Source organism: Pseudomonas jessenii, from assembly GCF_002236115.1.
In the GTDB taxonomy this organism is placed as follows: Bacteria; Pseudomonadota; Gammaproteobacteria; order Pseudomonadales; family Pseudomonadaceae; genus Aquipseudomonas; species Aquipseudomonas jessenii.
Window position 1 is genome coordinate 470,221 of sequence record NZ_NIWT01000002.1, and the last position, 26,052, is coordinate 496,272.

The window sequence follows — 26,052 nt, forward strand, 5'->3', positions numbered from 1 at the left end:
TAAGTAAAAATGTCTATTAATGATAAAGATTGCACCTGGGCAACTCAGTCTGTTGGACCAGTCACTGTCGAAGCTCATGAGCCTGGTACAGACTGCACGATTCCGGCACCAGCCACGACTGTGGATATGGTGGCGCCGACGGCGAAAAAAGTTCAGGAAAATCGCTCTTCAGGCAACAAGAAAGGGACTGGTGGTCTGGATAGTCTGGGTGGCGGTAACCTTCCTTGATTACAACCAATACGCATGAATGCGAAGTGTGTTCATGAGCGTCTAAAACGGTTTTGCCAACTAAAAATGGCGAAGCCGTTTTACATTGGTTGATCGAAGAGTGCGTGAAAAATAATAACCCGGATGACTCGCCAGCAAGTCCATGGAACTATGCGCAAATAAGCGTGCGTAGACTTGAAATGAAAACGGCCCCGCCAATTCACATTGGCGGGGCCGTTTTTTGTTGCTTCAAGCGTTTGCCTTACTCGGCGTCCGCTGCCTTCTCACCGTGAGACAGGCTGTAGACGTAAGCGGCCAGCAGGTGAACCTTGTCGTTACCCTGCATTGCCTCTTGCGCAGGCATCTGGCCCTGACGGCCGTAACGGATGGTCTGCTGCAGTTGAGCGAAGCTCGAGCCGTAGATGAACGCTGCCGGGTGAGTCAGGTCAGGTGCGCCCATCGCTGGCGTACCCTTGCCTTCCGGACCGTGGCACGCCACGCAGTTGGTGGCGAACAGTTTCTGCCCGGCAGCCGGGTCGGCCTTGGCGCCTTCCGGCAGCTTGCGGCCATCGAGGTTGGTCAGGATAAACGCGGCCACGTCGGCCACGCCTTGCTCGCCGATCACTTCAGCCCACGCAGGCATCACCGCGTGACGGCCGCCCATGATGGTGGTCTTGATGGCTTGCGCGTCGCCGCCCCAGCGCCAGTCGGCGTCGGTCAGGTTAGGGAAGCCGTAGGCGCCCTTGGCGTCGGAACCGTGGCAAACCGAGCAGTTGGAGGCGAACAGGCGGCCGCCCATCTTCAGGGCTTGCGGGTCCTTGGCCACTTCTTCGATTGGCATGGCCGCGAACTTGGCGAAGATCGGACCGAACTTGGCGTCCGACCTGGCCATTTCCTTTTCCCACTCGTGAACGCCGGTCCAGCCGGTCTGGCCGTTGGCGAACGGGGTCTGCTTCTCGTTGTCGAGGTAGCCATAACCCGGCAGCAGGCCTTTCCAGTTACCCAGGCCCGGATACAGCACCAGGTAACCCAGTGCGAAGATGATGGTGCCCACGAACAGCATGAACCACCATTTCGGCAGCGGGTTGTCGTACTCCTCGATGCCATCGAAGGAGTGCCCGACGGTCTCGTCTGTCTGCTCGCTGCGCTGGCCCTTGCGGGTCGACAGCAACAGCCAGGTCAGGGAAAAGATCGTACCGAGACTGAGGACTGTGACGTACAGACTCCAGAATGTAGTCATTCTTTGTTACTCCTAGAAGCTTGCTCGACGTGCTTGATGGCTTCGGGATCATCCGCAAAAGGCAGCAAGGTCGCGTCTTCAAACTCAGACTTGCGCTTGGGGCTGAATACCCACAGCGCCAGACCGATGAAGGCCACCATCACAACGACGGTGCCCAGGCCACGAATCATCCCGATATCCATTTAGATCACCGTTTGCTTTTGATGATGGTGCCCAGGCCTTGCAGATAGGCCACCAGCGCGTCCATTTCGGTTTTGCCCTTCACAGCATCCTTGGCACCGGCGATGTCTTCGTCGGTGTAAGGGACGCCGAGCGTGCGCAAGACTTCCATTTTCTTGGCGGTGTCTTTGCCGTCGAGCTTGTTTTCCACGAGGAACGGGTAGGCTGGCATTTTCGACTCAGGCACCACGTTGCGCGGGTTGTACAAATGCGCACGCTGCCAGTCATCGGAGTAACGACCGCCGACGCGGGCCAGGTCCGGACCGGTACGCTTGGAACCCCACAGGAACGGGTGGTCCCAGACGCTTTCACCGGCGACGGAGTAGTGGCCATAGCGTTCGGTTTCAGCACGGAACGGGCGGATCATCTGCGAGTGGCAGCCGACACAACCGTTGGCGATATAAACGTCCCGGCCTTCCAGTTCAAGGGCGGTGCGGGGCTTCATGCCCTCGACCGGCTTGTTGGTGACATCCTGGAAAAACAGCGGAACGATCTGGGTCAGGCCGCCGATGCTGACGGCGATGACCATGAAGAAGGCCAGCAGGCCAATATTCTTCTCGACTGCTTCATGCTTCATCAGTGAGCTCCAACTACGGCAATCTGTTCGGCGGCTTTGGCTTCAGCCGGGTTCGAGGCGCGTACGGTACGGAATACGTTGTAGGCCATGAACAACATGCCGGTGGCGAAGAACGCACCGCCCAGGGCACGGACGATGAAGCCCGGGTGACTGGCTTGCAGCGCTTCGACGAACGAGTAGGTGAGGGTGCCGTCATCGTTGATTGCACGCCACATCAGGCCCTGGGTGATGCCGTTGACCCACATCGAGGCGATGTAGAGCACGGTACCGATGGTTGCGAGCCAGAAGTGCGTGTTGATCAGGCCGGTGCTGTGCATCTGCGCACGACCGAACAGTTTCGGGATCATGTGGTAGATGGCGCCGATCGAGATCATCGCAACCCAGCCCAGAGCGCCGGCGTGTACGTGGCCGATGGTCCAGTCGGTGTAGTGCGACAGGGAGTTGACGGTCTTGATCGCCATCATCGGGCCTTCGAAGGTCGACATGCCGTAGAACGCCAGGGAGACGACCAGGAAGCGCAGGATCGGGTCGGTGCGCAGCTTATGCCAGGCGCCCGACAGGGTCATCATGCCGTTGATCATGCCGCCCCAGCTTGGCGCCAGCAGGATGATCGACATTGCCATGCCCAGGGACTGAGCCCAGTCCGGCAGCGCGGTGTAGTGCAGGTGGTGCGGACCGGCCCAGATGTACAGGGTGATCAGCGCCCAGAAGTGCACGATCGACAGGCGATAGGAGTAGATCGGACGTTCGGCCTGTTTCGGCACGAAGTAGTACATCATGCCCAGGAAGCCGGTGGTCAGGAAGAAGCCCACGGCGTTGTGGCCGTACCACCACTGGATCATCGCGTCCGTCGCACCCGAGTAGGCCGAGTAGGACTTGAACAGGCTGACCGGCAGCGACATGTGGTTGACGATGTGCAGCATCGCGGTCACGACGATGAACGCGCCGTAGAACCAGTTACCCACATAGATGTGCTTGGTCTTGCGCTTGACGATGGTGCCGAAGAACACCAGACCGTAGGTGACCCAGACAATGGCCAGCAGAATAGCCAGGGGCCATTCCAGTTCCGCGTATTCCTTGGTGGTGGTGAAACCCATCGGCAAGGTAATGATCGCGCCGACGATCACCGCTTGCCATCCCCAGAAGGTGAAGGCGGCGAGGCTGTCGGAAATCAGTCGCGTTTGGCAGGTTCGCTGCACGACGTAATAAGAAGTGGCAAACAGTGCACATCCACCGAAGGCGAAAATCACCAGGTTGGTGTGCAACGGGCGCAGGCGTCCAAAGCTCGTCCATGCCAGACCGAAGTTCAACTCCGGCCAGACCAGTTGCGAGGCGATGAAGACACCAAGCCCCATGCCAAGGATCCCCCAGACCACCGTCATGATGGCGAACTGGCGGACTACCTTATAGTTATAAGCAGTCGGACTGATTGCTGTGCTCATTCTAAGGTTCCACGGTTTGGGTGTTTTATTAGGATTAAAAATCGGCCGCAAGTATGGAGAAAGCAGGGGGTCATTGCAACGCGCCATGACCTGGGTCAATGCTTTCAAAAGCTGATTCTGCGGCCTTTCCATGCGCCGCGTAGGGACAAAATTGCCCGTGGGCAAAACGTCCCGGCGGACTGATCAGGCGAGGGGGTCAGGTCGGATGTAACGCGGTGTGTTCAAACGCAACGTTTGGCTGACCGAAGGCAACTGGCGCGACAGCCGGTATCTACCAGCCTTTGCGGCCTGTCATCGGGCAGATTCGTCGAACACATCGTTCAGGGTCGACCTGGAACCGGCACCGGCCAGTCCGCATCGGGGGAAGCTTAGACTCGAATCCGGGGTTCCGAAAGAAAGTCTGTGCGAGTGTGCGACAATGGGTCGCAAAGGGGCAGGGAACTGCCGCATCCGGGAGAATGCGGCAGCAGAGCGGTCGAAATTTATTTGCGGTTGTCTTCAGCCTGCAGGCGCTCGGTATTCAAACCGTGCGACAGGCTGTACACATACGCAGCCAGCAACTGCACCTTATCGTTGCCGAGCAGTTCGTTCTGCGCCGGCATATGGCCTTGGCGACCATGCCGAATCGTCTGTTCAAGCTGCGTCAGGCTTGTACCGTAAATGAAGCCGGCCGGGTGGGTCAGGTTCGGTGCGCCCATGGCTTCAGTGCCCTGGCCGTTGGCTCCGTGACAGGCGACGCAGGTGGTGCTGAAGGCTTGCTGTCCAGCTTGCAGGTCGGCTTTGCTGTCGGCGGGCAACGGCAGGCCGGCCAGATCATGGCGCACATAAGCGGCGACGTTTTTCACACCTTCCTCCCCCAGGACTTCACCCCAGGCCGGCATCATCGCCATCCGGCCGCCCATGACGGTGGCCTTGATGGTTTCCGGGTTGCCGCCCCAGCGCCAGTCGCTGTCGGTCAGGTTGGGAAAGCCGAATGCACCCTTGGCGTCCGAGCCGTGGCACACCGAGCAGTTGGAGGCAAACAGGCGGCCGCCCATTTTCAGAGCCTGCGGGTCCTTGGCCACTTCTTCCACGGGCATTGCCGCGAATTTGGCGAAGATCGGCCCGAACTTCGTGTCAGCCTTGGCCATTTCCTTTTCCCATTCGTGCACCCCGGTCCAGCCGTTTTCGTAGCCGGGGAGGATGCCTTTCCAGTTGCCCAGGCCCGGATAGAGGATCAGATAGCCGACGGCAAACACCAAGGTGCCAACGAACAGCATGAACCACCATTGCGGCAACGGATTGTCGTACTCCTCAATACCGTCGAAGCTGTGGCCCATGGTCTGGTCGACACTGCCCTTGGTTTCGCCCTTGCGGGTGCTGAGCAGCAACCAGGTCAGGCCGATCAGGCTGCCGATGGTCAGTACGCAGATCCACGTACTCCAGAAGGTGGTCATGGCCGGGTACTCCTTGTTGCTGATTCGTCAGTGATGTCGGGTTGTGGCTCGTCGGCGAACGGCAGCAGGCGCGCTTCGGCGAATTCCGGGCTGCGCTTGCCGTTGAATACCCACAGTGTCAGGCCGACGAAGGCCACGAACACCAAGACGGTGCCCAGGCCGCGGATCATTCCAGTGCTCAATTCGATCTCTGTAAAAGACAGGGGCATGGCTCACCTCTTGCTCTTGATGGCAGTGCCGAGCACTTGCAGGTAGGCGACCAACGCATCCATTTCGCTCTTGCCCTTGAGTGAAGCGACGGCGCCGGTGATGTCTTCGTCGGTGTACGGCACGCCCAGGGTACGCATGGCCTTGATCTTGGTTTCGGTATGACTGCTGTCGACCGGGTTGGCCACCAGCCACGGGTACGCCGGCATCTTCGACTCCGGCACGACGTTGCGCGGGTTGTACAAGTGCGCGCGGTGCCAGTCATCGGAGTAGCGCGCACCGACACGGGCCAAGTCCGGCCCGGTGCGTTTCGAGCCCCACAGGAACGGGTGATCCCACACGCTTTCACCGGCCACCGAGTAGTGCCCGTAGCGTTCGGTCTCGGCGCGGAACGGACGGATCATCTGCGAGTGACAGCCGACACAGCCTTCGCGGATATAGATATCGCGACCTTCCAGTTGCAGCGCGGTGTAGGGCTTCATGCCTTCCACCGGTTTGTTGGTCACGTCCTGAAAGAACAGCGGGACGATCTGGGTCAGGCCGCCGATGCTCACGGCCAGGATCATCAGCAGCAGCAACAGGCCGACGTTTTTCTCGATAGTTTCGTGTTTCATGGCGGACTCCTCAGGCCATCTGCGCGGCAGCGGCGACTTCGGCAGGCTGCGAGGCCCGCACGGTGCGCCAGGTGTTGTAGGCCATCAGGAACATGCCGCTGAGGAAGATCGCGCCACCCACCAGCCGCACGACGAAGCCTGGGTGGCTGGCCACCAGGGTTTCGACGAAGGAGTAGGTCAGCGTGCCGTCCTCGTTCACCGCACGCCACATCAGGCCCTGGGCGATGCCGTTGACCCACATCGAGGCGATGTACAGAACGGTGCCGATGGTGGCGAGCCAGAAGTGCGCGTTGATCAGGCCGATGCTGTGCATCTGCTCGCGGCCGAAGACTTTCGGGATCATGTGGTACAGCGCGCCGATGGAGATCATCGCCACCCAGCCCAAGGCGCCTGCGTGTACGTGGCCGATGGTCCAGTCGGTGTAGTGGGAGAGGGCGTTGACCGTCTTGATCGCCATCATCGGCCCTTCGAAGGTCGACATGCCGTAGAACGCCAGCGACACCACGAGGAAGCGCAGGACGGGGTCGCTGCGCAACTTATGCCAGGCACCGGACAGGGTCATCATGCCGTTGATCATCCCGCCCCAGCTCGGCGCCAGCAGGATCAGCGACATCACCATGCCCAGCGACTGCGCCCAGTCCGGCAGCGCCGTGTAGTGCAAGTGGTGCGGACCGGCCCAGATGTAAAGGGTGATCAGTGCCCAGAAGTGCACGATGGACAAACGATAGGAGTACACCGGACGTTCGGCCTGTTTCGGCACGAAGTAATACATCATTCCGAGGAAACCGGCGGTGAGGAAGAAGCCTACGGCGTTGTGTCCGTACCACCATTGCACCATCGCATCGGTGGCGCCGGAGTACAGCGAGTAGGACTTGGTGAAGCTGACCGGCAGTTCCATGTTGTTGACGATGTGCAGGATCGCGACGGTGACGATGAACGCACCGAAGAACCAGTTACCGACATAGATGTGCTTGGTCTTGCGCTGCATGATCGTGCCGAAGAACACGATGGCGTAGGCGACCCAGACAATGGTGATCAGGATGTCGATCGGCCATTCCAGCTCGGCGTATTCCTTGGAGCTGGTGTAGCCCAGCGGCAGGCTGATGGCCGCCAGCAGGATCACCAGCTGCCAGCCCCAGAAACAGAACGCGGCGATTTTCGGCGCAAACAACCGGGTCTGGCAGGTGCGTTGCACCGAATAGAACGAACTGGCAAACAACGCGCAGCCGCCAAAGGCGAAGATCACGGCGTTGGTGTGCAGTGGGCGCAGGCGGCCGAAGCTGGTCCACGGCAAATTGAAGTTGAGTTCGGGCCAGACCAACTGGGCAGCGAGAAAAACCCCGAGCCCCATGCCGACGATGCCCCACACCACCGTCATAATGGCGAATTGGCGGACCACCTTGTAGTTGTAGGCGGTACTGATAGAAGTGTTCATGGTTCCCCATCCACGGTTCAGCCGAAGTGAGCGCGCAGCGCAAGGCAGTGCACCCTTCGGCCGGAGTTATAGGCAGACTAAAAGCGAGGCAAGCATGGACAAAGGGCACAAGGCCGGTATTGACGGGGATCAATGGGCGCAGTGCGTGCGGGATCATGGATGGTTGTGGAATGCTGCCGCTGGCAAGGCTGCGGCGACGCTGATCCTCGCCCATGGCGCCGGCGCACCGATGGACAGCGACTGGATGAGCGACATGGCTGCACGCCTCGCCGCTCAAGGCGTCAACGTGTTGCGCTTCGAGTTTCCCTACATGGCGCAACGGCGCCTCGATGGCGGTAAACGCCCGCCGAACCCCGCACCGAAACTGCTGGAATGCTGGCGTGAGGTGTATGCCCAGGTGCGACGCCATGTCACTGGGCCGCTGGCCATCGGCGGCAAGTCCATGGGCGGGCGCATGGCCAGTCTGCTGGCGGACGAATTGGGCGCGGATGGGCTGGTGTGCCTGGGTTATCCGTTCTATGCGGTGGGCAAACCGGAGAAGCCACGGGTTGAGCATTTGGCGGCGCTGAAGGCGCGGACCTTAATTGTGCAAGGTGAGCGCGATGCGTTGGGCAACCGGGAGGCGGTTGAGGGTTACGCGCTATCGCCGGGTATCGAGGTGTTCTGGCTGGTGGCGGGGGATCATGACTTGAAGCCGCTGAAGGCTTCGGGGTTTAACCATGAGCAGCATTTGGCGGCTGCGGCGCAGAAGGTGGCTTCATTCCTTCAGTGAGGTTTTGTGCGGGCTGTAAGGCCCCCATCGCGAGCAAGCTCGCTCCCACAGTGATTTGTGGTGTGGCTCAAAACCCTGTGGGAGCGAGCTTGCTCGCGATGGGGGACTACCAGACAACATCACTGTCACCGGCTCAATAAAAAACCCGGAAGCTCTCACTGTCCGGGTTTTTATCATTCCAGCAGCAATCAGCGGTTAAACCGCTCCACCAACGAATACTGTGTATTGGCAGTCTTGGTCAGCTCTTCACTCAGCAACGCCGAGTTCTGTGCCTGTTCCGAGGTCTGGTCCGCCAGTTCCGAAATGTTGCTGATGTTGCGGCTGATCTCTTCGGCCACGGCACTTTGCTCTTCAGTCGCGGCGGCGATCTGGGTGGTCATGTCGGTGATGTTGGCCACCGCTTCGCTGATCCCCACCAGGGCCTGGTCCGCTTCCAGTACCCGCGCCACGCCTTCTTCCGCCTGACGATGCCCGGCTTCCATGGTTTGCACGGCAGTGCCGGCGGTGTGCTGGAGCTTGGCGATCAGTGCGTGAATCTGCCCGGTGGACTCACTGGTGCGTTGCGCCAGCTGACGGACTTCGTCGGCCACCACCGCAAAACCACGACCCATTTCGCCGGCACGGGCCGCTTCGATGGCGGCGTTCAGGGCCAGCAGGTTGGTCTGGTCGGCGATGCCTTTGATCACGTCGACCACGCCGCCGATTTCGTTGCTGTCCTTGGCCAGTTGGGTCACGGTCACGCCGGTTTCACCGACGACTACCGACAGGCGCTGGATGGCTTCGCGGGTTTCCCCGGCGATGTCACGACCACGACCGGTCAGGCGGTTGGCTTCCTGGGTGGCGTCGGCGGTGCGTTGCACGTGGTTGGCGACTTCCTGGGTGGTCGCGGCCATCTGGTTGACCGCTGTGGCCACTTGCTCGGTTTCGACCCGTTGACGTTCCAGGCCGCTGGAGCTGTTGTGCGCCAGGGCGTCGGACTGTCGGGCCTGATCGGTCAGGTGTTCGGCCGTGTCCTGCAGACGCGTCAGGCAGGTTTTCAGGCGTGCTTCCTGACTGAGGATGGACATTTCCAGACGCGCCTGGGCGCCGCGACTGTCGGTGTACATCTGTGCGATCAACGGATCGGAGGTGGTCTGCTCCGCCAGGCGCAGCAAACGCTTGAGGCCTCGCTGTTGCCACTGGAGGCCCATCAGGCCCAGTGGCACCGAAAGACCGGCAGCCAGGGCAAACCCCCAGTGGGAGTTCAACGAGGCACCGATCATGAAGCTCAATTGGCTGACCAGAATGAACGGCAGCCAGTCCTGCAGGATCGGCAACCATTTATCCGAGGAGGGAATGGCTGACTTGCCCTGGTTGATGCGCTGGTAGAGCGCTTCGGCACGGCGGATCTGTTCGGCGGTGGGCTTGACACGCACCGACTCATAACCGATCACCTGATTGCCTTCGAAGATCGGTGTCACATAGGCGTTCACCCAGTAATGATCACCGGTCTTGCAGCGATTCTTGACAATGCCCATCCATGGCAAGCCTTGTTTCAGCGTGTCCCACATGTGTGCGAACACCGCCGCCGGGACGTCGGGGTGACGGACCAGGTTGTGCGGTGCACGGATCAATTCCTCTCGGGAAAACCCGCTGATCTCGACGAAAGCGTCGTTACAGTAGGTGATCATGCCCTTGGCATCGGTGGTGGAAATCAACCGTTGCTGAGCCGGGAAGGTCCGCTCGCGTTGTGTAATTGGCTGGTTGTTACGCATGGCTTTTTTAATCCGCAAGGCTTTCAAGTGCTGTATCGGCAAGGCTGGCGGATTGTTGAGATTATTTTTCGATAATCGGCAATGCGTCGCAAAATGACCCTTGCGTCAGCCGGCGAGCATCGGATAGGTGAACAGACCGAAGTGCAGCAGGTTCAGGCCAAAGTGGCTGGCGATGGCGGCACCCAGCCCCCCGAACCGATAGGCCAGGCCATAGCCGACCCCGGCCAGCGTTGCCAGCAATACCCACTGCCATCCCGCGCCGGCATGGGCCAGGCCGAAGACCAATGACGCCAGCAGCAGGGCGAGGTGTTCACCGTAGGGCCGGTCTTTGAGATACCGGGTCAGGCCGCCCTGGATGTAGCCACGGAACAGCGCCTCCTCGACCAGCGTCACCAGCAGCAGATTGTTCAGCAACCACAGCCAGGCTTGATCCGGCCATTTCGGCGCCCAGGCGATTACGCCCAGCAACAGCGCGCCACCCAATGCCAGCATGGCGCTCAAGGTCAGGGCCAGTACGGTGGCATACAGTGACAACCGAAGCGAACGGCGGCCGACAATCCACGGGCAAACCAGTAACAGCCAGAAGCCGATCAGCGGTTTGTCCAGGTTCAGGTGCATGGCGAATGACACGGCATTGTCGGTAAAACGCTGGGGGTCGATGGCGCGACCGTTATAGAAGCCGGGTAGCCAATGCGTCGCCAATGCCAGGGCCAGAACGATGAACAGGCCGTGGCCGAGGTTGCGGGCAAAAGGGATGTCGCGTTGGCGGACGGCGACACCTGCGACCAGCAACAGGAACACCGAGATTGCCGAGAGCCAGCCGAGATGGCCGTAGGTCAGCGCCAGGCCGTAGCCGAAGGAAAGCAGGGCCAGAAGCGTCCATGGCAGGGCAATCATTTGAAGTCCTTTTGTCGGGATTTGCGATGCACCGCCAAACCCCTGTGGGACCGAGCTTGCTCGCGATAGCTTACCGACTGTCGGCAACAATGTTGAATGTTATGTCCATATCGCGAGCAAGCTCGCTCCCACATGGACTTTCGTGCCCCAAACAAAGACACCGCCCGAAGGCGGTGTCTTTGTCAGCGGTCGGTCAAGACGCGATCAACTGCCGCAACACGTAGTGCAGAATCCCGCCGGACTTGAAGTACTCCACCTCATTCAACGTATCGATGCGGCACAACACCTCGATCTTCTCGCGGCTGCCGTCTTCGCGGGTGATGACCAGCGTCAGGTTCATCCGTGGCGTCAGCTCGACGCCGGTCAAGCCGAGGATGTCCAGGGTTTCGCTGCCGTCCAGTTTCAGGCTCTTGCGGTTCTGATCCAGCTTGAATTGCAACGGCAGCACGCCCATGCCCACCAGGTTGGAGCGGTGAATCCGTTCGAAGCTTTCGGCGACGACCGCTTTCACCCCCAGCAGGTTGGTGCCCTTGGCCGCCCAGTCGCGACTCGAGCCGGTGCCGTATTCCTGGCCGGCGATCACCACCAGCGGCGTGCCCGAAGCCTGATAGCGCATGGCGGCGTCGTAGATCGACATTTTTTCCCCGGTGGGAATGTAGCGGGTGTTGCCGCCTTCTTCGCCGCCGAGCATTTCGTTGCGTATGCGAATGTTGGCGAAGGTGCCGCGCATCATTACTTCATGGTTGCCACGCCGCGAGCCGTAGGAGTTGAAGTCCCGCGGTTCCACGCCTTTGTCGCGCAGGTATTGTCCTGCCGGGCTGTCGACCTTGATGTTGCCGGCCGGGGAAATGTGGTCGGTGGTCACCGAGTCGCCGAGCAGTGCGAGGATCCTGGCGCCGCTGACATCCTTGACCACCGGCGCTGGGCCGCCGATGTCGTCGAAGAACGGCGGGTGTTGGATGTAAGTCGAGTCGTCCTGCCAGACATAGGTCGCCGCCTGCGGAACCTTGATCGCCTGCCATTGTTCATCACCGGCAAACACTTCGGCGTACTCCTTGTGGAACATGGCGGTGTTGACCTGATTCACGGCGTCGGCAATTTCCTTGCTGCTTGGCCAGATGTCCCGCAGGTACACCGGTTTGCCGTCCTTGCCATCGCCCAGCGGTTCGCGGCTGAGGTCGGTGCGCACCGTGCCGGCCAGCGCATAGGCCACCACCAACGGCGGGGAGGCCAGCCAGTTGGTTTTCACCAATGGATGCACCCGGCCTTCGAAGTTGCGATTGCCCGAGAGCACGGAGGCCACGGTGAGGTCGGCTTGCTGGATGGCTTTCTCGATGGGCTCCGACAGCGGCCCGGAGTTGCCGATGCAAGTGGTGCAGCCATAGCCGACCAGGGCAAAGCCCAATTCATCGAGGTACTGGGTCAGGCCGGCCGCCTTGTAGTAGTCGGTAACCACTTTCGAGCCGGGGGCCAGCGAGCTCTTCACCCAGGGTTTGCGTTTCAGGCCTTTTTCCACGGCCTTCTTCGCCACCAGCCCGGCGGCCATCATCACGCTGGGGTTGGAGGTGTTGGTGCAGGAGGTTATCGCGGCGATGACCACGGCGCCGTTTTTCAGGCGATAGGTCTGGCCTTCGTAATCGTAATCCGCTTCGCCGGCCATATCGGCATTACCGACGGCAACACCGCCACCGCCTTCACTTTCCAGACGGCCTTCTTCCTTGCTGGTGGGCTTGAATTGCAGGTCGGTGAAGTCGCTGAACGCTTGCGCGACATTCGGCAGCGTCACCCGGTCCTGCGGGCGTTTCGGCCCCGCGAGGCAGGCTTCGACGCTGCCCATGTCCAGCGCCAGGCTGTCGGTGAACAACGGTTCCTGGCCGGGCAGGCGCCACAGGCCCTGGGCCTTGCTGTAGGCCTCGACCAGTTGCACCGTTTCCAGGGGCCGGCCGGACAGGCGCAGGTAATCCAGGGTGATGTCGTCCACCGGGAAGAAACCGCAGGTGGCGCCGTATTCCGGGGCCATGTTGGCGATGGTCGCGCGGTCGGCCAGGGGCAGGTCGGCAAGGCCGTCGCCGTAGAATTCGACGAATTTGCCCACCACGCCTTTCTTGCGCAGCATCTGGGTCACGGTCAGCACCAGGTCGGTGGCGGTGATGCCTTCCTTGAGCTTGCCGGTGAGTTTGAAACCGATGACTTCGGGAATCAGCATCGACACCGGTTGCCCGAGCATCGCCGCTTCCGCCTCGATACCGCCGACACCCCAGCCAAGCACGCCGAGGCCGTTGATCATGGTGGTGTGGGAATCGGTGCCAACCAGAGTGTCCGGGAAGGCGTAAGTGCGGCCGTCCTCGTCCTTGGTCCAGACCGTGCGGCCGAGGTATTCAAGATTCACCTGGTGGCAGATCCCGGTGCCCGGCGGCACCACGCTGAAATTGTCGAAGGCACTCTGGCCCCAGCGCAGGAACGCATAGCGCTCGCCATTGCGCTGCATTTCAATGTCGACGTTCTGCTCGAAGGCGCTGCTGCTGGCGAACTTGTCGACCATCACCGAGTGGTCGATCACCAGGTCCACCGGCGACAGCGGGTTGATCCGTTGCGGATTGCCGCCGGCCTTGGCCATCGCCGCGCGCATCGCGGCCAGGTCGACCACCGCTGGTACGCCGGTGAAGTCCTGCATCAGCACCCGCGCGGGGCGGTACTGGATCTCGCGGTCGGAACGACGCTCCTTGAGCCACGCGGCCAATGCCTTGAGGTCGGCACCGGTGACGGTTTTTTCGTCCTCCCAGCGCAGCAGGTTTTCCAGCAGGACTTTCAACGACATCGGCAACTTGTCCAGATCACCCAGGCTTTTGGCGGCATCGGGCAGGCTGAAGTAGTGGTAGGTCTTGTTGCCGACTTGCAGGGTCTTGAGCGTATTCAGGCTATCGAGGGACGGCATTGCAATCACTCCTTTGAGTCCGCACGGCTACGGACTGAGGGGATGGGCAGAACATTAAACCTAGCTCTGTTTTCAGTAGCTGGCTAATAACCGGGTTCTATCGACAAGCTCCAGCTTCCGATCTCGGCTATCATGCGCCGGTTTTCGTGACAGGCTTTGCTTCAGGGCAAGCGGTCTCTCTTTGTGGGAGCAAGCTCGCTCCTACAGGGTCCAGGAGTATTAATGAACACCCTCTTTATGCATTGCCGGCCGGGCTTCGAAGGCGAAGTCTGTTCCGAGATTTCCGACCTCGCCGCGCGCTTGAACGTGGCCGGTTATGCCAAGGCCAAGGCGGCAACTGCTTGCGCCGAGTTTGTCTGCACCGAAGAAGACGGCGCCGAGCGCCTGATGCGCGGGCAGCGTTTTGCCGAGCTGATCTTCCCGCGCCAGTGGGCCCGGGGGATTTTCATCGATCTGCCGGAAACCGACCGCATCAGCGTGATCCTCGCCCATATGGCGGACTTTCCGCTGTGCGGCAGCCTGTGGCTGGAAATGGTCGACACCAACGACGGCAAGGAACTGTCGAACTTCTGCAAGAAATTCGAAGTGCACCTGCGCAAGGCGCTGATGGCGGCCGGCAAGCTGGTGGAAGATGCCCACAAGCCGCGTTTGCTGCTGACGTTCAAGAGCGGTCGTGAAGTGTTCATGGGCCTGGCGGAGTCGAACAACTCGGCGATGTGGCCGATGGGCATTCCCCGTTTGAAGTTCCCCCGCGAGGCGCCGAGCCGCTCGACCCTCAAGCTGGAAGAGGCCTGGCACCACTTCATCCCGCGCGACCAGTGGGACGAGCGCCTGCATGGCGACATGACCGGCGTTGACTTGGGGGCCGCCCCTGGTGGGTGGACCTGGCAACTGGTCAACCGTGGCATGCTGGTCACGGCCATCGACAACGGCCCGATGGCCGAAAGCCTGATGGACACCGGTCTGGTGCAGCACTTGATGGCTGACGGTTTCACCTTCAAGCCCAAGCAACCGGTGGACTGGATGGTCTGCGACATCGTCGAGAAGCCGGCGCGCAACGCCGCGATGCTGGAAGAGTGGATCGGCGACGGCCATTGCCGCGAGGCAGTGGTCAATCTCAAACTGCCGATGAAACAGCGCTATGCCGAAGTGAAACGTTTGCTCGAGCGCATTGCCGATGGCTTCAAGGCCCGGGGTATCAAGGTCGAGATTGGCTGCAAGCAGCTGTACCACGACCGCGAGGAAGTGACTTGCCATTTGCGTCGACTGGACGTGAAGAAACCCAAGTCCCGCTGAAACACCGCAATCCCCTGTAGGAGCGAGCCTGCTCGCGATGGACCTGAGAGCACCACGGGGTGTCAGGTCTCCCGCGTCATCGTTGACGATCATCGCGAGCAGGCTCGCTCCTACAAGGGGGCGGCGTAATGCCACAGATGACGTTACACCCGGCAATGCGCGACAATGCCGGCCAGCTTCAGGAGTGAATCATGAGTGAAATGCTTGATACGCCGGTAGACGGCACCCTCGACGCCACCGGCCTCAACTGCCCCGAGCCGGTGATGATGCTGCATCAACACATCCGTGATCTGGTGCCCGGCGGCCTGCTCAAGGTGATCGCCACTGACCCGTCGACCCGTCGCGACATTCCCAAGTTCTGTGTGTTTCTCGACCATGAACTGGTGGCACAGCACGAAGATGAGGGCACCTACCTCTACTGGATTCGCAAGAAGTCTGTTTAACCAACAAGCCCCCTGTAGGAGCGAGCTTGCTCGCGAAAATAACGAAGGCGCCGTTGGGCATCTGGTTTTCGCGCGTTATCGTTCACGACCTTCGCGAGCAAGCTCGCTCCTACAGGGTTGTGGCGATCAACCCTGGCTGTTACGAATCCGCCGGCGCGCACTGAGCGTCAGTCGGATCGACAGCATCAGCGCCGCACAGCTCAAACCGGCAATCAACCCTTCCCACAGCCCGCTCGGGCCGCTGGCCGGACCGAACCAATCGGTCAGTCCCAGCACGTAGCCGACCGGCAGGCCGATGCCCCAATAGGCGAACAAGGTCAGGATCATCGTCACCCGTGTGTCCTGGTACCCACGCAGCGCGCCAGCGCAGATCACCTGGATGGCATCGGAAAACTGATACAGCGCGGCATACACAATCAACATCGACGCAATCTGGATCACGGCCTTGTCAGGCGTGTAGATCGAGGCGATAGGTTCGCGCAGGAGCAGGATCAGTGCCGCCGAGAACGCCGCGAACACCAGTGCCGCGCCGAGCCCGACCTTCGCCGCGAAGCGCGCCTGCCAAGGATTGCCGGCCCCCAGTGCCTGGCCGACCCGCACGGTCACCGCCATGCCCAGCGAATAAGGAATCATGAACAGCAACGAGCTGATATTCAGGGCGATTTGATGCCCGGCCACCACGGTGGAGCCGAGACTGCCGATCAACAGGGCGATGACCGCGAAGATGCTGGACTCGGCGAAGACGGCGATACCGATCGGCAGACCAATGCTGACCAGGCGCTTGATCACGGCCCATTTCGGCCGGTCGAAGCGCACCAGTACACGGGTGCGGGCATAGAACGGGGCCCAGAAGGTCCAGCCGGCCATGCTCAACGCCATGAACCACATCACGATGCCGCTGGCCCAGCCGCAACCAACACCGCCCAGGGCCGGTGCGCCGAAATGGCCATAGATCAACGTGTAGTTCAGCGGGATGTTCAGCAGTAGGCCGCACAAGCCGATGACCATGCTCGGACGGGTCCGACCCATGCCATCGCTGTAGCAGCGCAGCACGTAATAGAACGCCATGCCCGGCAAGCCGAAGGCGATCCCGTGCAGGTAACCCATGCTCGGCTCGATCAATTGCGGATCGACTTTCATCCAGTGCAGGATCGGCTCGGCACCGAGCAACAGGCCGCTGCCGATCAACCCGACACACAATGCGAGCCACAGCGCCTGGCGTACCAGCGGGCCGATTTCGTCAAACTGCCCGGCGCCAAAGCGTTGCGCGACCTTGGGTGTGGTTGCCAGCAGGACGCCGGACATCAACAGGTAGACCGGAATCCAGATCGAGTTGCCCAGGGCCACCGATGCCAGGTCCCGTGGGCTGACGCGGCCGGCCATCACCGCATCGACGAAGCCCATGGCCGTGGTGGCCAGTTGCGCGATCATGATCGGCAGGGCCAGGCCGAGCAGGCCCTTGAGTTCCAGGCGAACCGGGGTCGTGCGTGGGGCGGCGGTAGTGTCAGTCACGGAATTCACAAGCGAAGCGTCCAGAGGTTTTGATGCGCAGGGCTGCGCATTCTACGCGTTGACGCTTCGGTCAGGAAAAGACTGTGTTGGGTATTTGTAATCGCTCCGCTCTCCCTGTAGGAGCGAGCTCGCTCGCGATGAATGTGAGGGCGCCGCGTTCATTCAGGCAGCCCTCGTTATCGTTAACGCCCATGGCGAGCATGCTCGCTCCTACACAGAGATGAATTCTGCGCCTACACTGCCAACCCGCCAAAGGAGCCTGCCATGCTGATTGTTGCCGACGAAAATATCCCTCTGCTCGATGCCTTCTTCGAAGGCTTCGGTGAAATCCGCCGGGTACCGGGTCGCGCCATCGACCGTGCCACGGTCGAGCAGGCCGATGTGCTGTTGGTGCGCTCGGTGACCAACGTCAATCGCGCGCTGCTCGAGGGCAGCAAGGTGCGCTTTGTCGGTACGTGCACCATCGGCACCGATCATCTGGACCTGAATTACTTTCAGCAGGCCGGTATCACCTGGTCCAGCGCGCCGGGCTGCAATGCCCGTGGTGTGGTCGACTATGTGCTCGGCAGTCTGCTGACCCTTGCCGAAATCGAGGGTGTCGACCTGACCCGGCGTACCTACGGCGTGGTCGGTGCCGGCGAAGTGGGTGGACGCCTGGTCAAGGTATTGCAAGGCCTGGGCTGGAAGGTGCTGGTGTGCGATCCGCCACGGCAAACTGCGGAAGGTGGAGACTACGTCAGCCTCGAGCAGATCATCGACGAGTGCGACGTCATCAGTCTGCACACGCCATTGACTAAACAGGGTCAGCAATCGACCTGGCATTTGTTCGATGAAAAACACCTGAACCAGCTCAGGTCCGGCACCTGGCTGATTAATGCCAGTCGCGGGCCGGTGGTCAACAATGCAGCACTGCGCGACGTGCTGCTGGAGCGCGAAGACCTGCAAGCGGTGCTCGATGTCTGGGAAGGCGAGCCTGAAGTCGACGTGGCGCTGGCCGAACTCTGCGTGCTGGCAACGCCACACATTGCCGGCTACAGCCTCGACGGCAAGCAGCGGGGCACCGCGCAGATTTATCAGGCCTATTGCGATTTCCTTGGGCAGCCAGCCCGGGTCAGCCTGGGCGATTTGCTGCCGGCGCCGTGGCTGTCGCACGTGACCCTCAATGCGCAAAGTGACCCGGCCTGGGCGTTGGCGATGCTGTGCCGTGGCGTGTATGACCCGCGACGTGACGATGCGGACTTCCGTCGCAGCCTTGTCGGCAGTGTCAGCGAACAGCGAACGGCATTTGATGCGTTGCGCAAGAATTATCCTTCGCGTCGAGAGATCGACGGATTGCAGGTGCGGATCGAGGGGGATGCGCCTGAGTTGCAGAGGATTGTGGCGGCGTTGGGGGCAACGGCAGTCTGATAGACCGCGAAGGGCGCCCCACAATGTCCGGACAGGCGCCCATAAAAAACCCGGCCAACAATGGGCCGGGTCAAGAAGACGGTGGCTATATCACTTTTGTTTGGCAGGTTTGACCAATCGCTTATCCAGTTCGCTGCAAGCTTTCTGGATCATTTCTTCAGTGATCGGTACTTCGCGACCCTGCTCGTCAATAATCGAGCAACCCAGAGACTGGTCTGGTTGCGTGCGGATCACTTGAATCTTGTCATCGCTGCTGTGTTGCAAGGACATGGCCTGTCTCCTCATCAGGTTGTGTGCTTACTGTAGAACCGCCAGGTGACCGGGCTATGACAACTCCCTGCGATCTTTCCTGGGGGGCAGAACCAGTCCACCAGAAATGCCACCACGTGGCTACCCGAACTTTAGACCAATAGCGTCTAGCCTCTAGTGTTGGCGGACATAATTAACCCGACTCATTGTGATTTGCAGCAAGCCACCCCATTGAGCGGTATAGGCTGACCCTAATGATTGCCTTGTCCAGGATGATTACGATGCTCTCTGCCCGTCACCGCCGTGCCATTCGCCTGGCCAGTCGCTTCATCGCGCCATATCGCTGGCAGGCCTTTGGCGCTTTGCTGGCGTTGATCGTCACCGCTGGCATCACCTTGTCCATGGGGCAAGGCATCCGCCTGCTGGTGGACGAGGGGTTCATGACCCAGTCACCGCATCTGCTCAATCAGTCCATCGGTCTGTTCATGTTACTGGTGGCGGGATTGGCGATAGGAACCTTTGCACGGTTTTACCTGGTGTCGTGGATCGGCGAGCGCTGCGTCGCCGATATCCGCCGCAACGTGTTCAATCATCTGATTTACCTGCACCCGGGGTTTTACGAAGACAATCGCAGCTCGGAAATCCAGTCCCGCCTGACCGCCGACACCACGCTGCTGCAATCGGTTATCGGTTCTTCGCTGTCATTGTTCCTGCGCAATTTGCTGATGGTGATCGGTGGGATCGTCCTGCTGTTCATCACTAACCCCAAACTCACCAGCATCGTGGTGGTTGCCTTGCCCCTGGTGATCGCGCCGATCCTGATCTTCGGACGCCGGGTGCGTAACCTCTCACGCCTGAGTCAGGACCGGATTGCCGATATCGGCAGTTATGTGTCCGAAACCCTGGGGCAGATCAAGACCGTGCAGGCCTACAACCATCAGGCCCAGGACGAGCGACGGTTTGCCGTGACGGTGGAAGAGGCGTTCAACACCGCGCGCAAGCGCATCTTCCAGCGGGCCTGGCTGATTACCCTGGTGATCGTGTTGGTCTTGGGTGCGGTCGGGGTGATGCTCTGGGTTGGTGGCATGGACGTCATCGCCGGGCGAATTTCCGCTGGCGAGCTGGCGGCGTTCGTGTTCTACAGCCTGATTGTCGGCAGCGCGTTCGGCACGTTGAGCGAAGTGATTGGCGAGTTGCAGCGGGCAGCCGGCGCGGCCGAGCGGATTGCCGAGTTGCTGCGTTCGGAAAACATCATCCTGCCGCCGATGGCGGGCGCGGTGAAGCTGCCGGAGCGGGTCAATGGCCAACTACAACTGCACAATGTGCGTTTTTCCTACCCGTCGCGGCCGGAAAATTATGCTGTTGACGGGTTGAGCCTGACCGTCAATGCCGGTGAGACGCTGGCGCTGGTCGGGCCATCGGGGGCCGGAAAATCCACGGTGTATGACTTGCTGCTGCGTTTTTACGACCCGGCCGAGGGGCGCATCCTGCTTGATGGCGTGCCGTTGACTCAACTCGACCCGCTGGACCTGCGTCGCTGTTTTGCCCTGGTGTCGCAAACCCCGGCGCTGTTTTTCGGCAGCATTGAAGAAAACATTCGCTACGGCAATCCGCACGCGACGTTGGCCGAGGTACAGGAAGCGGCAAAAATCGCTTACGCCCATGACTTTATCGAAGCCATGCCCAATGGTTACCAGACTCATCTGGGAGACGGTGGCCTCGGCTTGTCCGGCGGCCAGCGCCAACGCCTGGCCATCGCCCGTGCGTTGCTCATGGATGCGCCGATCCTGCTCCTGGACGAAGCCACCAGCGCCCTCGACGCCCAAAGCGAACACCTGATCCAGCAGGCGCTGCCGACACTGATGAAAAACCGGACCACCCTGGTGATCGCCCATCGCCTGGCCACGGTGAAAAACGCCGACCGAATCGCGGTGATGGATCAGGGGAAACTGGTGGCGGTGGGCACGCATCTGGAACTGATTGCCAGCAATGCGTTGTATGCGCGGTTGGCGGCGTTGCAGTTCAGTGATGGATTGATTAACGCTGGGGAACTCTTGTAGGAGCGAGCCTGCTCGCGATGGTCGTCAACGATGACGCGGGATGCCTGACACCCAGCGGCACTCTAATGTCCATCGCGAGCAGGCTCGCTCCTGCAGTGATCATTGATCGTCGAAATACCGCTCATGCCAATCCACGATTGGCTGCGGCGAGTTGAGCTTCTCGCCATAGATCACCGAATACGACAGCACGTTTTGCACGTACTGGCGGGTTTCGTCGAACGGAATGCTTTCCACCCACACGTCGAAACTCAGGTGGTCCGCACCGCGCAGCCATTGGCGCACTCGGCCCGGGCCGGCGTTGTAGGCGGCGGAGGCGAGGACGCGGTTGCCGTTGAACTGGCTGTGCACCTGGCTCAGGTATGCGGCGCCGAGCTGGATGTTCTTGTCCGGGTTGAACAGTTGCTGTGGCGAGCTATAGGGAATGCTGAACTTGCGTGCGGTTTCCTTGGCGGTGGCGGGCATCAGTTGCATCAGGCCCGAGGCGCCGACCCCGGAGCGGGCATCTTCCATGAAGGCGCTTTCCTGGCGAGTGATGGCAAACGCCCAGCTCGGATGCAGGCCGCGATTCTTCGCTTCACGCACCAGCGTGTTGCGGTGGGCCATCGGGAAACGGATATCCAGATCGTCCCAGTACTGCGCCTGGCTGATGGTGCGAATGGCCGGGAAGTACCATTTCAGGTCGTAGGCCAGTTTGGCCTGGGCGACCATTTCGTCGCGGCTGAAGTGACGGCTGACGTGGTACCACTCGCGGCGCCCGTCGACGATTTGCCCGCGAGCGTGGAACTCCAGGGCGCGACGTATGCCGGGGGTGTTGCGCACTTTGTTGATCAGCGCCTGGCTCATCACCAGCGGCTTGTTATTCAGCGAATAGGGTGACTGCGAGCGATCCGCCGCGAGGAACCCATAAAAGTCGCGCTCACGAGCCACGCTTCGATACAGGGTCTGGGCTTCCGGGTTCTGCGGTTGCGCCAGCTCCAGGGTGCGGGCCTGCCAGTAACGCCAGCGGTTGGTGGTGGCCAGGTCCTGGGGCAGGCGGCGGGTCAACTGATAGGCATCGTCCCAGCGCGCCAGGCGCAGGAGCAGGCGCAAGCGCCATTCGGAAACCGTGTTGTCGCGCAGTTCCGGATCGTATTTGGTCATGACGTCCAGGGCTCGACTGTCGAAACGTTTGGCGAGGGTCAGCCCGATTTCCCGGGCGATCGCCACTTTTTCATCCCGGGAGAAATGCATGCTGCTGGCGTAACCGTCGAGCAGATTCATGGCCCTGTCCGGGTCCTGACGAGCCAGGCGGCGCAGGCCGAGGCTGACCACATCGGACATGGCTTCATCGGCCGGGGTAAAGCGTGACGGCTGGTTGAGCAGTTCCGGTTTCTGCGCCACGTCCACCAGCAAGCGGCCGCGAGGGGCGAGGGTGGTCATGCCGTTGATCAGGCTGTTGGCCAGGGGATAGTTGCGCGCCTGGGCGGCGAGTTTGGCGCGTTCCCAACGTTTTTGCTCGGTCAACTGGCCATCGGCGGCCCACATGCCGAACAGGGCATCGCAGGCTTCGGGCTGGGATTTACCGGTCAGCCAGAGCTTTTCAGTGTTGGCGTAACCTTCGGCTTTGAGGTTGTGGCTGATCTGGTACTGCGCATTCAGGCAGTCCAGTTCGGTGAAGTTCATTTTCGGGTCGTAGTACTTGACGAAGGTCGCCCAGTCGCCCCGTTCCGCCAGCCAGCGCAACCAACGCAACTTCATCCAGTTGGCCTGGGGCAGGTCGCCGTGTTCGGCGAGGAATTTCTCGATTTCGGCGTTGCTCGCGGTTTTCAGGCGCGCGGTCAGTTCGTCGTACGCCAGGTAGGGTTCCAGCGGATAATCGGCGAGGGCCTGGCTGTAACGGAAATACGGTCCGCTATCGCCCTTGGCCAGGGCGCGCTTGGCTTCATCGTAATACTGGCGTTGGGTGGACAGGTCCACCGCCTGGGCGGATTGAACGGCAGCTGCAGACAGTAAAAAAGCAGATAAAAGATTGAAAAGGCGACTGCGCATGAGACGTCCGGGCAGAGAAAAATCATGACAAGCGCGGGCCAGGCCCGCGCTGAATTGTCTGTAGCTTAGCCTTTTGCCAGCAGCCGGTGAAAGCTTTGCGGGTCTTCCCGCATCAGTTCGCAACATTTGTCATGCAGAGTGCTACGAGAGTGAAATTGCCGGCCTTCTGAAGCCTCAAGTCAGGTAGAATGCGCGCCCGGTTTTTGGAGAAGCTCATGACCCTGCTCAAATTCAGCGATGTGTCCCTTGCTTTCGGCGCTATGCCGTTGTTGGACAAGGTGTCCTGGCAGATCGCCCGTGGTGAGCGGGTGTGCATCATCGGCCGCAACGGCACTGGCAAGTCCAGCATGATGAAGCTCGTCAAGGGCGACCAGAAGCCCGATGACGGCTCCGTTTGGCGCGCACCCGGGCTCAAGATCGGCGAATTGCCGCAAGAATTGCCGGTGGCCGACGAGCGGACAGTGTTCGACGTGGTGGCCGAAGGCCTGGACGGCGTTGGCGCCTTGCTCGCCGAATATCACCACCTGAGCCAGAACATCGTCACTGACGCCGATCTGGACAAGCTGATGCACGTCCAGCACGACCTCGAAGCCCGCGATGGCTGGCGCTTGCAGACCCTCGTCGACAGCACCCTGAGCCGCCTGCAACTGCCGGCCGACAAGACCCTCGCCGAGTTGTCCGGCGGCTGGCGTCGTCGCGTCCTGCTGGCCCAGGCCCTGGTGTCCGAGCCGGACCTGCTGCTGCTCGACGAACCGACCAACCACCTGGACATCGGTGCCATCGCCTGGCTTGAAGAAGCGCTGAAGGATTTCCAGGGCGCCGTGCTGTTCATCACGCACGACCGTTCTTTCCTGCAGAACCTGGCAACCCGCATCCTCGAACTGGATCGCGGCGGCCTGATCGACTGGAACGGCGACTACGCCAGTTTCCTCGTGCACAAGGAAGCCGCACTGGCGGCCGAGGAGACCGCCAACGCGCTGTTCGACAAGCGCCTGGCCCAGGAAGAAGTGTGGATTCGCCAGGGCATCAAGGCCCGTCGCACCCGTAACGAAGGTCGCGTACGTGCGCTCAAAGCCTTGCGCGTCGAGCGCAGCGAGCGTCGTGAGCGTACCGGCAAGGCCAATATCCAGCTGGAAACCGCCGACAAGTCCGGCAAGCAGGTAATGGTCCTCGATAACGTGAGTTTCGCTCACCCGGACGGTCCGTTCCTGATCAAGGACTTCTCCATGGTGCTGCAGCGCGGCGACCGTATCGGTCTGCTCGGCGCCAACGGTACCGGCAAGACCACCCTGCTGAAGCTGATGCTCAGCGGCTTGCAGCCGACCAGCGGCAAAGTGGAAGAGGGCACCCGGATCGATGTCGCCTACTTCGACCAGTTGCGCCATCAGCTGGATCTGGAAAAAACCGTGATCGACAACGTGGCCGAAGGTCGCGACTTCATCGATATCGACGGCCAGAGCCGCCACGTGCTGAGCTACCTCGGCGACTTCCTGTTCAGCCCGCAGCGTGCCCGCACGCCAGTCAAGGCGCTGTCGGGTGGTGAGCGTGCCCGTCTGTTGCTGGCCAAGCTGTTCAGCAAGCCGGCGAACCTGCTGGTACTCGACGAACCGACCAACGACCTCGACGTCGAAACCCTCGAACTGCTGGAAGAGGTCTTGCTGACCTTCAACGGCACCGTACTGATGGTCAGCCACGACCGGGCATTCCTCGACAACGTGGTCACCAGTACCCTGGTCTTCGAAGGTGAAGGCAAGGTTCGCGAGTACGTCGGTGGTTACCAGGACTGGCTGCGCCAGGGCGGCTCGCCGCGTCTGCTGGGTGTGACCGAGAGCAAGTCCGGCAAGGCCGACCTGAACTCCGCAGTGGTGAAGGCCGAGCCTGCGCCGGTTGCTGCAGCTGTCGAAGCGCCAGTGGCGAAGAAAAAGCTCAGCTACAAATTACAGCGCGAACTGGAAGCGTTGCCGGGGCAGATCGAGGCCATGGAGCAGCAGATTGCCGCCGTTGAAGCACAGATGGCGGATGCCGGCTTCTATCAGCGTCCGGCGGCCGAAACGGCTGCGGTGATTGCTCAATTGGAGCAGTTGCAGGCTGAACTCGACATCATGGTCGAGCGTTGGGCCGAGCTGGATGCCTGATTGACCCGGTAACAAAAAAAGCCCGGCGTTCAGTGATGAACGCCGGGCTTTTCATATGAAATGCAATCCCCCTGTAGGAGCGAGCTTGCTCGCGATGGTCGTCAACGATGACGCGGGGAGCCTGACACCCCGTGGCGCTCTCAGGTTCATCGCGAGCAGGCTCGCTCCTACAGGGGCGTGTTGTCAGCTTTTGTTTTGCAGACGCACCGCCAGCACATCACAAGGCGCGCCATGCAGCACGTCATTGGCGGTGGAGCCCAGCAACAGTGCCAGACCATGCCGGCCATGGCTGCCCACCACGATCAGGTCGCAGGTTTGCTCCTTGGCCAGGTGGTGGATCTCCTGGCGTGGCTGTCCGTAGGTCAGGTGGCTGTATTCCCTGGAGAGCTCCGGGTATTTCAGGATCAAGCGGTCAAGGCGCTCCTTGGCCTGATCGAACTGCTGCTGTTGCAGTTGTGACAGGTCCATCGGCACGTCGCCGCCGAAGGCCATCGCCATCGGCTCGACAATGTGCACCAGCGACAATTTCGCACCGTTGCTCACCGACAGTTCGCGAGCGCGGTGAATCACAGGGTCGCACTCTTCGGTCAGATCTACAGCGACCAGAATGTGGTTGTAGGGCATGAGGTGCTCCTCCTGGGGGATGCAATATTGGTAAGTATGGCTGGTTTCAAGCGCATTGGTTCCAAAGTGACACAATGGGCTCATTCAAATTCGGGAGTACAGATATGACGGTCTGGATAGTGGTGTCAATCCTGCTGGTGGTGCTGAGTCCGCTGGCATGGTTGCGGCCGTCGCGAGTTCAGAGCGGGCGCATCGCCTTGCGGATGGAGGCTCGGCGCATCGGGCTGGCCATGCAATTGGCGCCTCAGGAGTGGCCGCACTGGCTCAGCCAGGAGCCGCCGAGCCCCTGCGCCCAGTACCATCGTCCTCGCCGTGGCAATCAGCCGGCGTGCTGGAGTTACTGGCAAAAATCACCGGGTGTCTGGGTCAATCAATGGCAGGAAATCTGTGAAGACAGGGCACTGCTCGATCATTTCGAAAAATTGCCGGCCAACGTCTACAAAGTCGAGGCGGACAAGCAAATGATCACGTTGTACTGGGGCGAGAAGGGCGAGGCCGAGGTGTTGCAGCAGATCGACGCCACCCTCAAAGCCCTCGCCTGAAACCCGATCCCCTGTAGGAGC

At 60.8% G+C, this 26,052-nt stretch carries 23 protein-coding genes; 8 read left to right on the plus strand and 15 right to left on the minus strand.

What is annotated here, in order from left to right:
• The first annotated feature begins 9 nt into the window (after positions 1-9).
• Positions 10-228, plus strand: coding sequence for a hypothetical protein (locus PSJE_RS06785; protein ID WP_131726882.1), 219 nt, complete (start codon positions 10-12; stop codon positions 226-228).
• 241 nt (positions 229-469) lie between these two features.
• Here the strand turns inward: PSJE_RS06785 and ccoP (PSJE_RS06790) are convergent, their stop codons facing one another.
• From ccoP (PSJE_RS06790) to ccoN (PSJE_RS06825), 8 genes are all read right to left on the minus strand, one after another.
• Positions 470-1,447, minus strand: a complete 978-nt coding sequence (ccoP, locus tag PSJE_RS06790) for a cytochrome-c oxidase, cbb3-type subunit III (protein WP_057715672.1) — start codon at positions 1,445-1,447, stop codon at positions 470-472.
• Positions 1,444-1,629, minus strand: coding sequence for a CcoQ/FixQ family Cbb3-type cytochrome c oxidase assembly chaperone (locus PSJE_RS06795; protein ID WP_003175465.1), 186 nt, complete (start codon positions 1,627-1,629; stop codon positions 1,444-1,446). Before PSJE_RS06795 ends, ccoP (PSJE_RS06790) begins: the two co-directional genes overlap by 4 nt.
• Positions 1,630-1,634: 5 nt before the next feature.
• Entirely contained in the window at positions 1,635-2,243 is a 609-nt protein-coding gene (gene ccoO / locus PSJE_RS06800; RefSeq protein WP_009042961.1) for a cytochrome-c oxidase, cbb3-type subunit II, read from the minus strand.
• On the minus strand, positions 2,243-3,685 hold the full coding sequence (gene ccoN, locus PSJE_RS06805) for a cytochrome-c oxidase, cbb3-type subunit I (RefSeq protein WP_008050393.1): 1,443 nt from the start codon (positions 3,683-3,685) through the stop codon (positions 2,243-2,245). The genes ccoO (PSJE_RS06800) and ccoN (PSJE_RS06805) overlap by 1 nt, the downstream gene beginning before the upstream one ends.
• A 482-nt stretch (positions 3,686-4,167) precedes the next feature.
• Entirely contained in the window at positions 4,168-5,121 is a 954-nt protein-coding gene (gene ccoP / locus PSJE_RS06810) for a cytochrome-c oxidase, cbb3-type subunit III (RefSeq protein WP_090454081.1), read from the minus strand.
• Positions 5,118-5,330: a cbb3-type cytochrome oxidase subunit 3 gene (locus PSJE_RS06815; protein WP_090454083.1), complete on the minus strand. Its 213-nt coding sequence runs from the start codon at positions 5,328-5,330 to the stop codon at positions 5,118-5,120. The genes ccoP (PSJE_RS06810) and PSJE_RS06815 overlap by 4 nt, the downstream gene beginning before the upstream one ends.
• Positions 5,331-5,333: 3 nt before the next feature.
• Positions 5,334-5,942, minus strand: coding sequence for a cytochrome-c oxidase, cbb3-type subunit II (gene ccoO, locus PSJE_RS06820; protein WP_057715669.1), 609 nt, complete (start codon positions 5,940-5,942; stop codon positions 5,334-5,336).
• 10 nt (positions 5,943-5,952) lie between these two features.
• Positions 5,953-7,377 carry a cytochrome-c oxidase, cbb3-type subunit I gene (gene ccoN / locus PSJE_RS06825; RefSeq protein ID WP_057715668.1) on the minus strand — a complete coding sequence of 475 codons (1,425 nt, stop codon included), beginning with the start codon at positions 7,375-7,377 and terminating at the stop codon, positions 5,953-5,955.
• A 94-nt stretch (positions 7,378-7,471) separates the two neighbouring features.
• On the opposite strand from ccoN (PSJE_RS06825), the gene PSJE_RS06830 reads away from it, so the two are divergent.
• Positions 7,472-8,149 carry an alpha/beta family hydrolase gene (locus PSJE_RS06830; RefSeq protein ID WP_090454085.1) on the plus strand — a complete coding sequence of 226 codons (678 nt, stop codon included), beginning with the start codon at positions 7,472-7,474 and terminating at the stop codon, positions 8,147-8,149.
• 188 nt (positions 8,150-8,337) lie between these two features.
• On the opposite strand, the gene PSJE_RS06835 is transcribed toward PSJE_RS06830, so the two are convergent.
• The 3 genes from PSJE_RS06835 to acnA form a co-directional block, all read right to left on the minus strand.
• Positions 8,338-9,903, minus strand: a complete 1,566-nt coding sequence (locus PSJE_RS06835) for a methyl-accepting chemotaxis protein (RefSeq protein WP_090454087.1) — start codon at positions 9,901-9,903, stop codon at positions 8,338-8,340.
• Between the two features lie 105 nt (positions 9,904-10,008).
• A complete protein-coding gene (locus PSJE_RS06840; protein ID WP_090454089.1) occupies positions 10,009-10,800 on the minus strand; it encodes a CPBP family intramembrane glutamic endopeptidase in 792 nt (263 codons plus the stop codon).
• A 193-nt stretch (positions 10,801-10,993) separates the two neighbouring features.
• Positions 10,994-13,735, minus strand: a complete 2,742-nt coding sequence (gene acnA / locus PSJE_RS06845; RefSeq protein WP_090454091.1) for an aconitate hydratase AcnA — start codon at positions 13,733-13,735, stop codon at positions 10,994-10,996.
• A 222-nt stretch (positions 13,736-13,957) separates the two neighbouring features.
• On the opposite strand from acnA, the gene rlmM reads away from it, so the two are divergent.
• Entirely contained in the window at positions 13,958-15,031 is a 1,074-nt protein-coding gene (gene rlmM / locus PSJE_RS06850) for a 23S rRNA (cytidine(2498)-2'-O)-methyltransferase RlmM (protein ID WP_057715663.1), read from the plus strand.
• Between the two features lie 191 nt (positions 15,032-15,222).
• Positions 15,223-15,474 carry a sulfurtransferase TusA gene (gene tusA, locus PSJE_RS06855; RefSeq protein WP_056721984.1) on the plus strand — a complete coding sequence of 84 codons (252 nt, stop codon included), beginning with the start codon at positions 15,223-15,225 and terminating at the stop codon, positions 15,472-15,474.
• 126 nt (positions 15,475-15,600) lie between these two features.
• Here tusA and PSJE_RS06860 read toward each other — a convergent pair whose 3' ends face one another.
• Positions 15,601-16,995 (minus strand): MATE family efflux transporter, encoded by a 1,395-nt coding sequence (locus tag PSJE_RS06860; protein ID WP_057715662.1) that lies wholly within the window; start codon positions 16,993-16,995, stop codon positions 15,601-15,603.
• Between the two features lie 255 nt (positions 16,996-17,250).
• Between PSJE_RS06860 and pdxB the strand changes: the two genes are divergently transcribed.
• Positions 17,251-18,393 (plus strand): 4-phosphoerythronate dehydrogenase PdxB, encoded by a 1,143-nt coding sequence (gene pdxB / locus PSJE_RS06865; protein WP_090454092.1) that lies wholly within the window; start codon positions 17,251-17,253, stop codon positions 18,391-18,393.
• Positions 18,394-18,483: 90 nt separating this feature from the next.
• Here pdxB and PSJE_RS06870 read toward each other — a convergent pair whose 3' ends face one another.
• Positions 18,484-18,663 carry a PA1571 family protein gene (locus PSJE_RS06870; RefSeq protein WP_057715660.1) on the minus strand — a complete coding sequence of 60 codons (180 nt, stop codon included), beginning with the start codon at positions 18,661-18,663 and terminating at the stop codon, positions 18,484-18,486.
• A 251-nt stretch (positions 18,664-18,914) separates the two neighbouring features.
• Between PSJE_RS06870 and PSJE_RS06875 the strand changes: the two genes are divergently transcribed.
• Positions 18,915-20,702: an ABC transporter transmembrane domain-containing protein gene (locus tag PSJE_RS06875; RefSeq protein ID WP_167362886.1), complete on the plus strand. Its 1,788-nt coding sequence runs from the start codon at positions 18,915-18,917 to the stop codon at positions 20,700-20,702.
• A 99-nt stretch (positions 20,703-20,801) separates the two neighbouring features.
• Here the strand turns inward: PSJE_RS06875 and PSJE_RS06880 are convergent, their stop codons facing one another.
• Positions 20,802-22,730 carry a transglycosylase SLT domain-containing protein gene (locus PSJE_RS06880; protein WP_057715658.1) on the minus strand — a complete coding sequence of 643 codons (1,929 nt, stop codon included), beginning with the start codon at positions 22,728-22,730 and terminating at the stop codon, positions 20,802-20,804.
• Between the two features lie 215 nt (positions 22,731-22,945).
• Here PSJE_RS06880 and PSJE_RS06885 point away from each other — a divergent pair, with 215 nt between their 5' ends.
• Complete coding sequence (locus PSJE_RS06885; protein WP_008022990.1) at positions 22,946-24,865, plus strand: ATP-binding cassette domain-containing protein; 1,920 nt, start codon at positions 22,946-22,948, stop codon at positions 24,863-24,865.
• A 183-nt stretch (positions 24,866-25,048) separates the two neighbouring features.
• Here PSJE_RS06885 and PSJE_RS06890 read toward each other — a convergent pair whose 3' ends face one another.
• Positions 25,049-25,489, minus strand: coding sequence for a universal stress protein (locus PSJE_RS06890; RefSeq protein WP_046041383.1), 441 nt, complete (start codon positions 25,487-25,489; stop codon positions 25,049-25,051).
• 104 nt (positions 25,490-25,593) lie between these two features.
• Between PSJE_RS06890 and PSJE_RS06895 the strand changes: the two genes are divergently transcribed.
• Entirely contained in the window at positions 25,594-26,031 is a 438-nt protein-coding gene (locus tag PSJE_RS06895) for a hypothetical protein (RefSeq protein ID WP_090454096.1), read from the plus strand.
• The last annotated feature ends 21 nt before the right edge of the window (positions 26,032-26,052 follow it).

Excerpts from the sequence above, each read along its gene's own strand:
- PSJE_RS06890 (WP_046041383.1), bottom strand. The coding sequence starts at position 25,489 with ATGCCCTACAACCACATTCTGGTCGCTGTAGATCTGACCGAAGAGTGC.
- rlmM (WP_057715663.1), top strand. The coding sequence starts at position 13,958 with ATGAACACCCTCTTTATGCATTGCCGGCCGGGCTTCGAAGGCGAAGTC.
- pdxB (WP_090454092.1), top strand. The coding sequence starts at position 17,251 with ATGCTGATTGTTGCCGACGAAAATATCCCTCTGCTCGATGCCTTCTTC.
- PSJE_RS06885 (WP_008022990.1), top strand. The coding sequence starts at position 22,946 with ATGACCCTGCTCAAATTCAGCGATGTGTCCCTTGCTTTCGGCGCTATG.
- PSJE_RS06870 (WP_057715660.1), bottom strand. The coding sequence starts at position 18,663 with ATGTCCTTGCAACACAGCAGCGATGACAAGATTCAAGTGATCCGCACG.
- PSJE_RS06895 (WP_090454096.1), top strand. The coding sequence starts at position 25,594 with ATGACGGTCTGGATAGTGGTGTCAATCCTGCTGGTGGTGCTGAGTCCG.
- PSJE_RS06840 (WP_090454089.1), bottom strand. The coding sequence starts at position 10,800 with ATGATTGCCCTGCCATGGACGCTTCTGGCCCTGCTTTCCTTCGGCTAC.
- ccoO (WP_057715669.1), bottom strand. The coding sequence starts at position 5,942 with ATGAAACACGAAACTATCGAGAAAAACGTCGGCCTGTTGCTGCTGCTG.
- tusA (WP_056721984.1), top strand. The coding sequence starts at position 15,223 with ATGAGTGAAATGCTTGATACGCCGGTAGACGGCACCCTCGACGCCACC.
- PSJE_RS06880 (WP_057715658.1), bottom strand. The coding sequence starts at position 22,730 with ATGCGCAGTCGCCTTTTCAATCTTTTATCTGCTTTTTTACTGTCTGCA.
- acnA (WP_090454091.1), bottom strand. The coding sequence starts at position 13,735 with ATGCCGTCCCTCGATAGCCTGAATACGCTCAAGACCCTGCAAGTCGGC.
- PSJE_RS06785 (WP_131726882.1), top strand. The coding sequence starts at position 10 with ATGTCTATTAATGATAAAGATTGCACCTGGGCAACTCAGTCTGTTGGA.
- PSJE_RS06815 (WP_090454083.1), bottom strand. The coding sequence starts at position 5,330 with ATGCCCCTGTCTTTTACAGAGATCGAATTGAGCACTGGAATGATCCGC.
- PSJE_RS06830 (WP_090454085.1), top strand. The coding sequence starts at position 7,472 with ATGGACAAAGGGCACAAGGCCGGTATTGACGGGGATCAATGGGCGCAG.
- PSJE_RS06795 (WP_003175465.1), bottom strand. The coding sequence starts at position 1,629 with ATGGATATCGGGATGATTCGTGGCCTGGGCACCGTCGTTGTGATGGTG.
- ccoP (WP_057715672.1), bottom strand. The coding sequence starts at position 1,447 with ATGACTACATTCTGGAGTCTGTACGTCACAGTCCTCAGTCTCGGTACG.
- PSJE_RS06875 (WP_167362886.1), top strand. The coding sequence starts at position 18,915 with ATGATTACGATGCTCTCTGCCCGTCACCGCCGTGCCATTCGCCTGGCC.
- ccoN (WP_008050393.1), bottom strand. The coding sequence starts at position 3,685 with ATGAGCACAGCAATCAGTCCGACTGCTTATAACTATAAGGTAGTCCGC.
- PSJE_RS06835 (WP_090454087.1), bottom strand. The coding sequence starts at position 9,903 with ATGCGTAACAACCAGCCAATTACACAACGCGAGCGGACCTTCCCGGCT.
- ccoO (WP_009042961.1), bottom strand. The coding sequence starts at position 2,243 with ATGAAGCATGAAGCAGTCGAGAAGAATATTGGCCTGCTGGCCTTCTTC.
- ccoN (WP_057715668.1), bottom strand. The coding sequence starts at position 7,377 with ATGAACACTTCTATCAGTACCGCCTACAACTACAAGGTGGTCCGCCAA.
- ccoP (WP_090454081.1), bottom strand. The coding sequence starts at position 5,121 with ATGACCACCTTCTGGAGTACGTGGATCTGCGTACTGACCATCGGCAGC.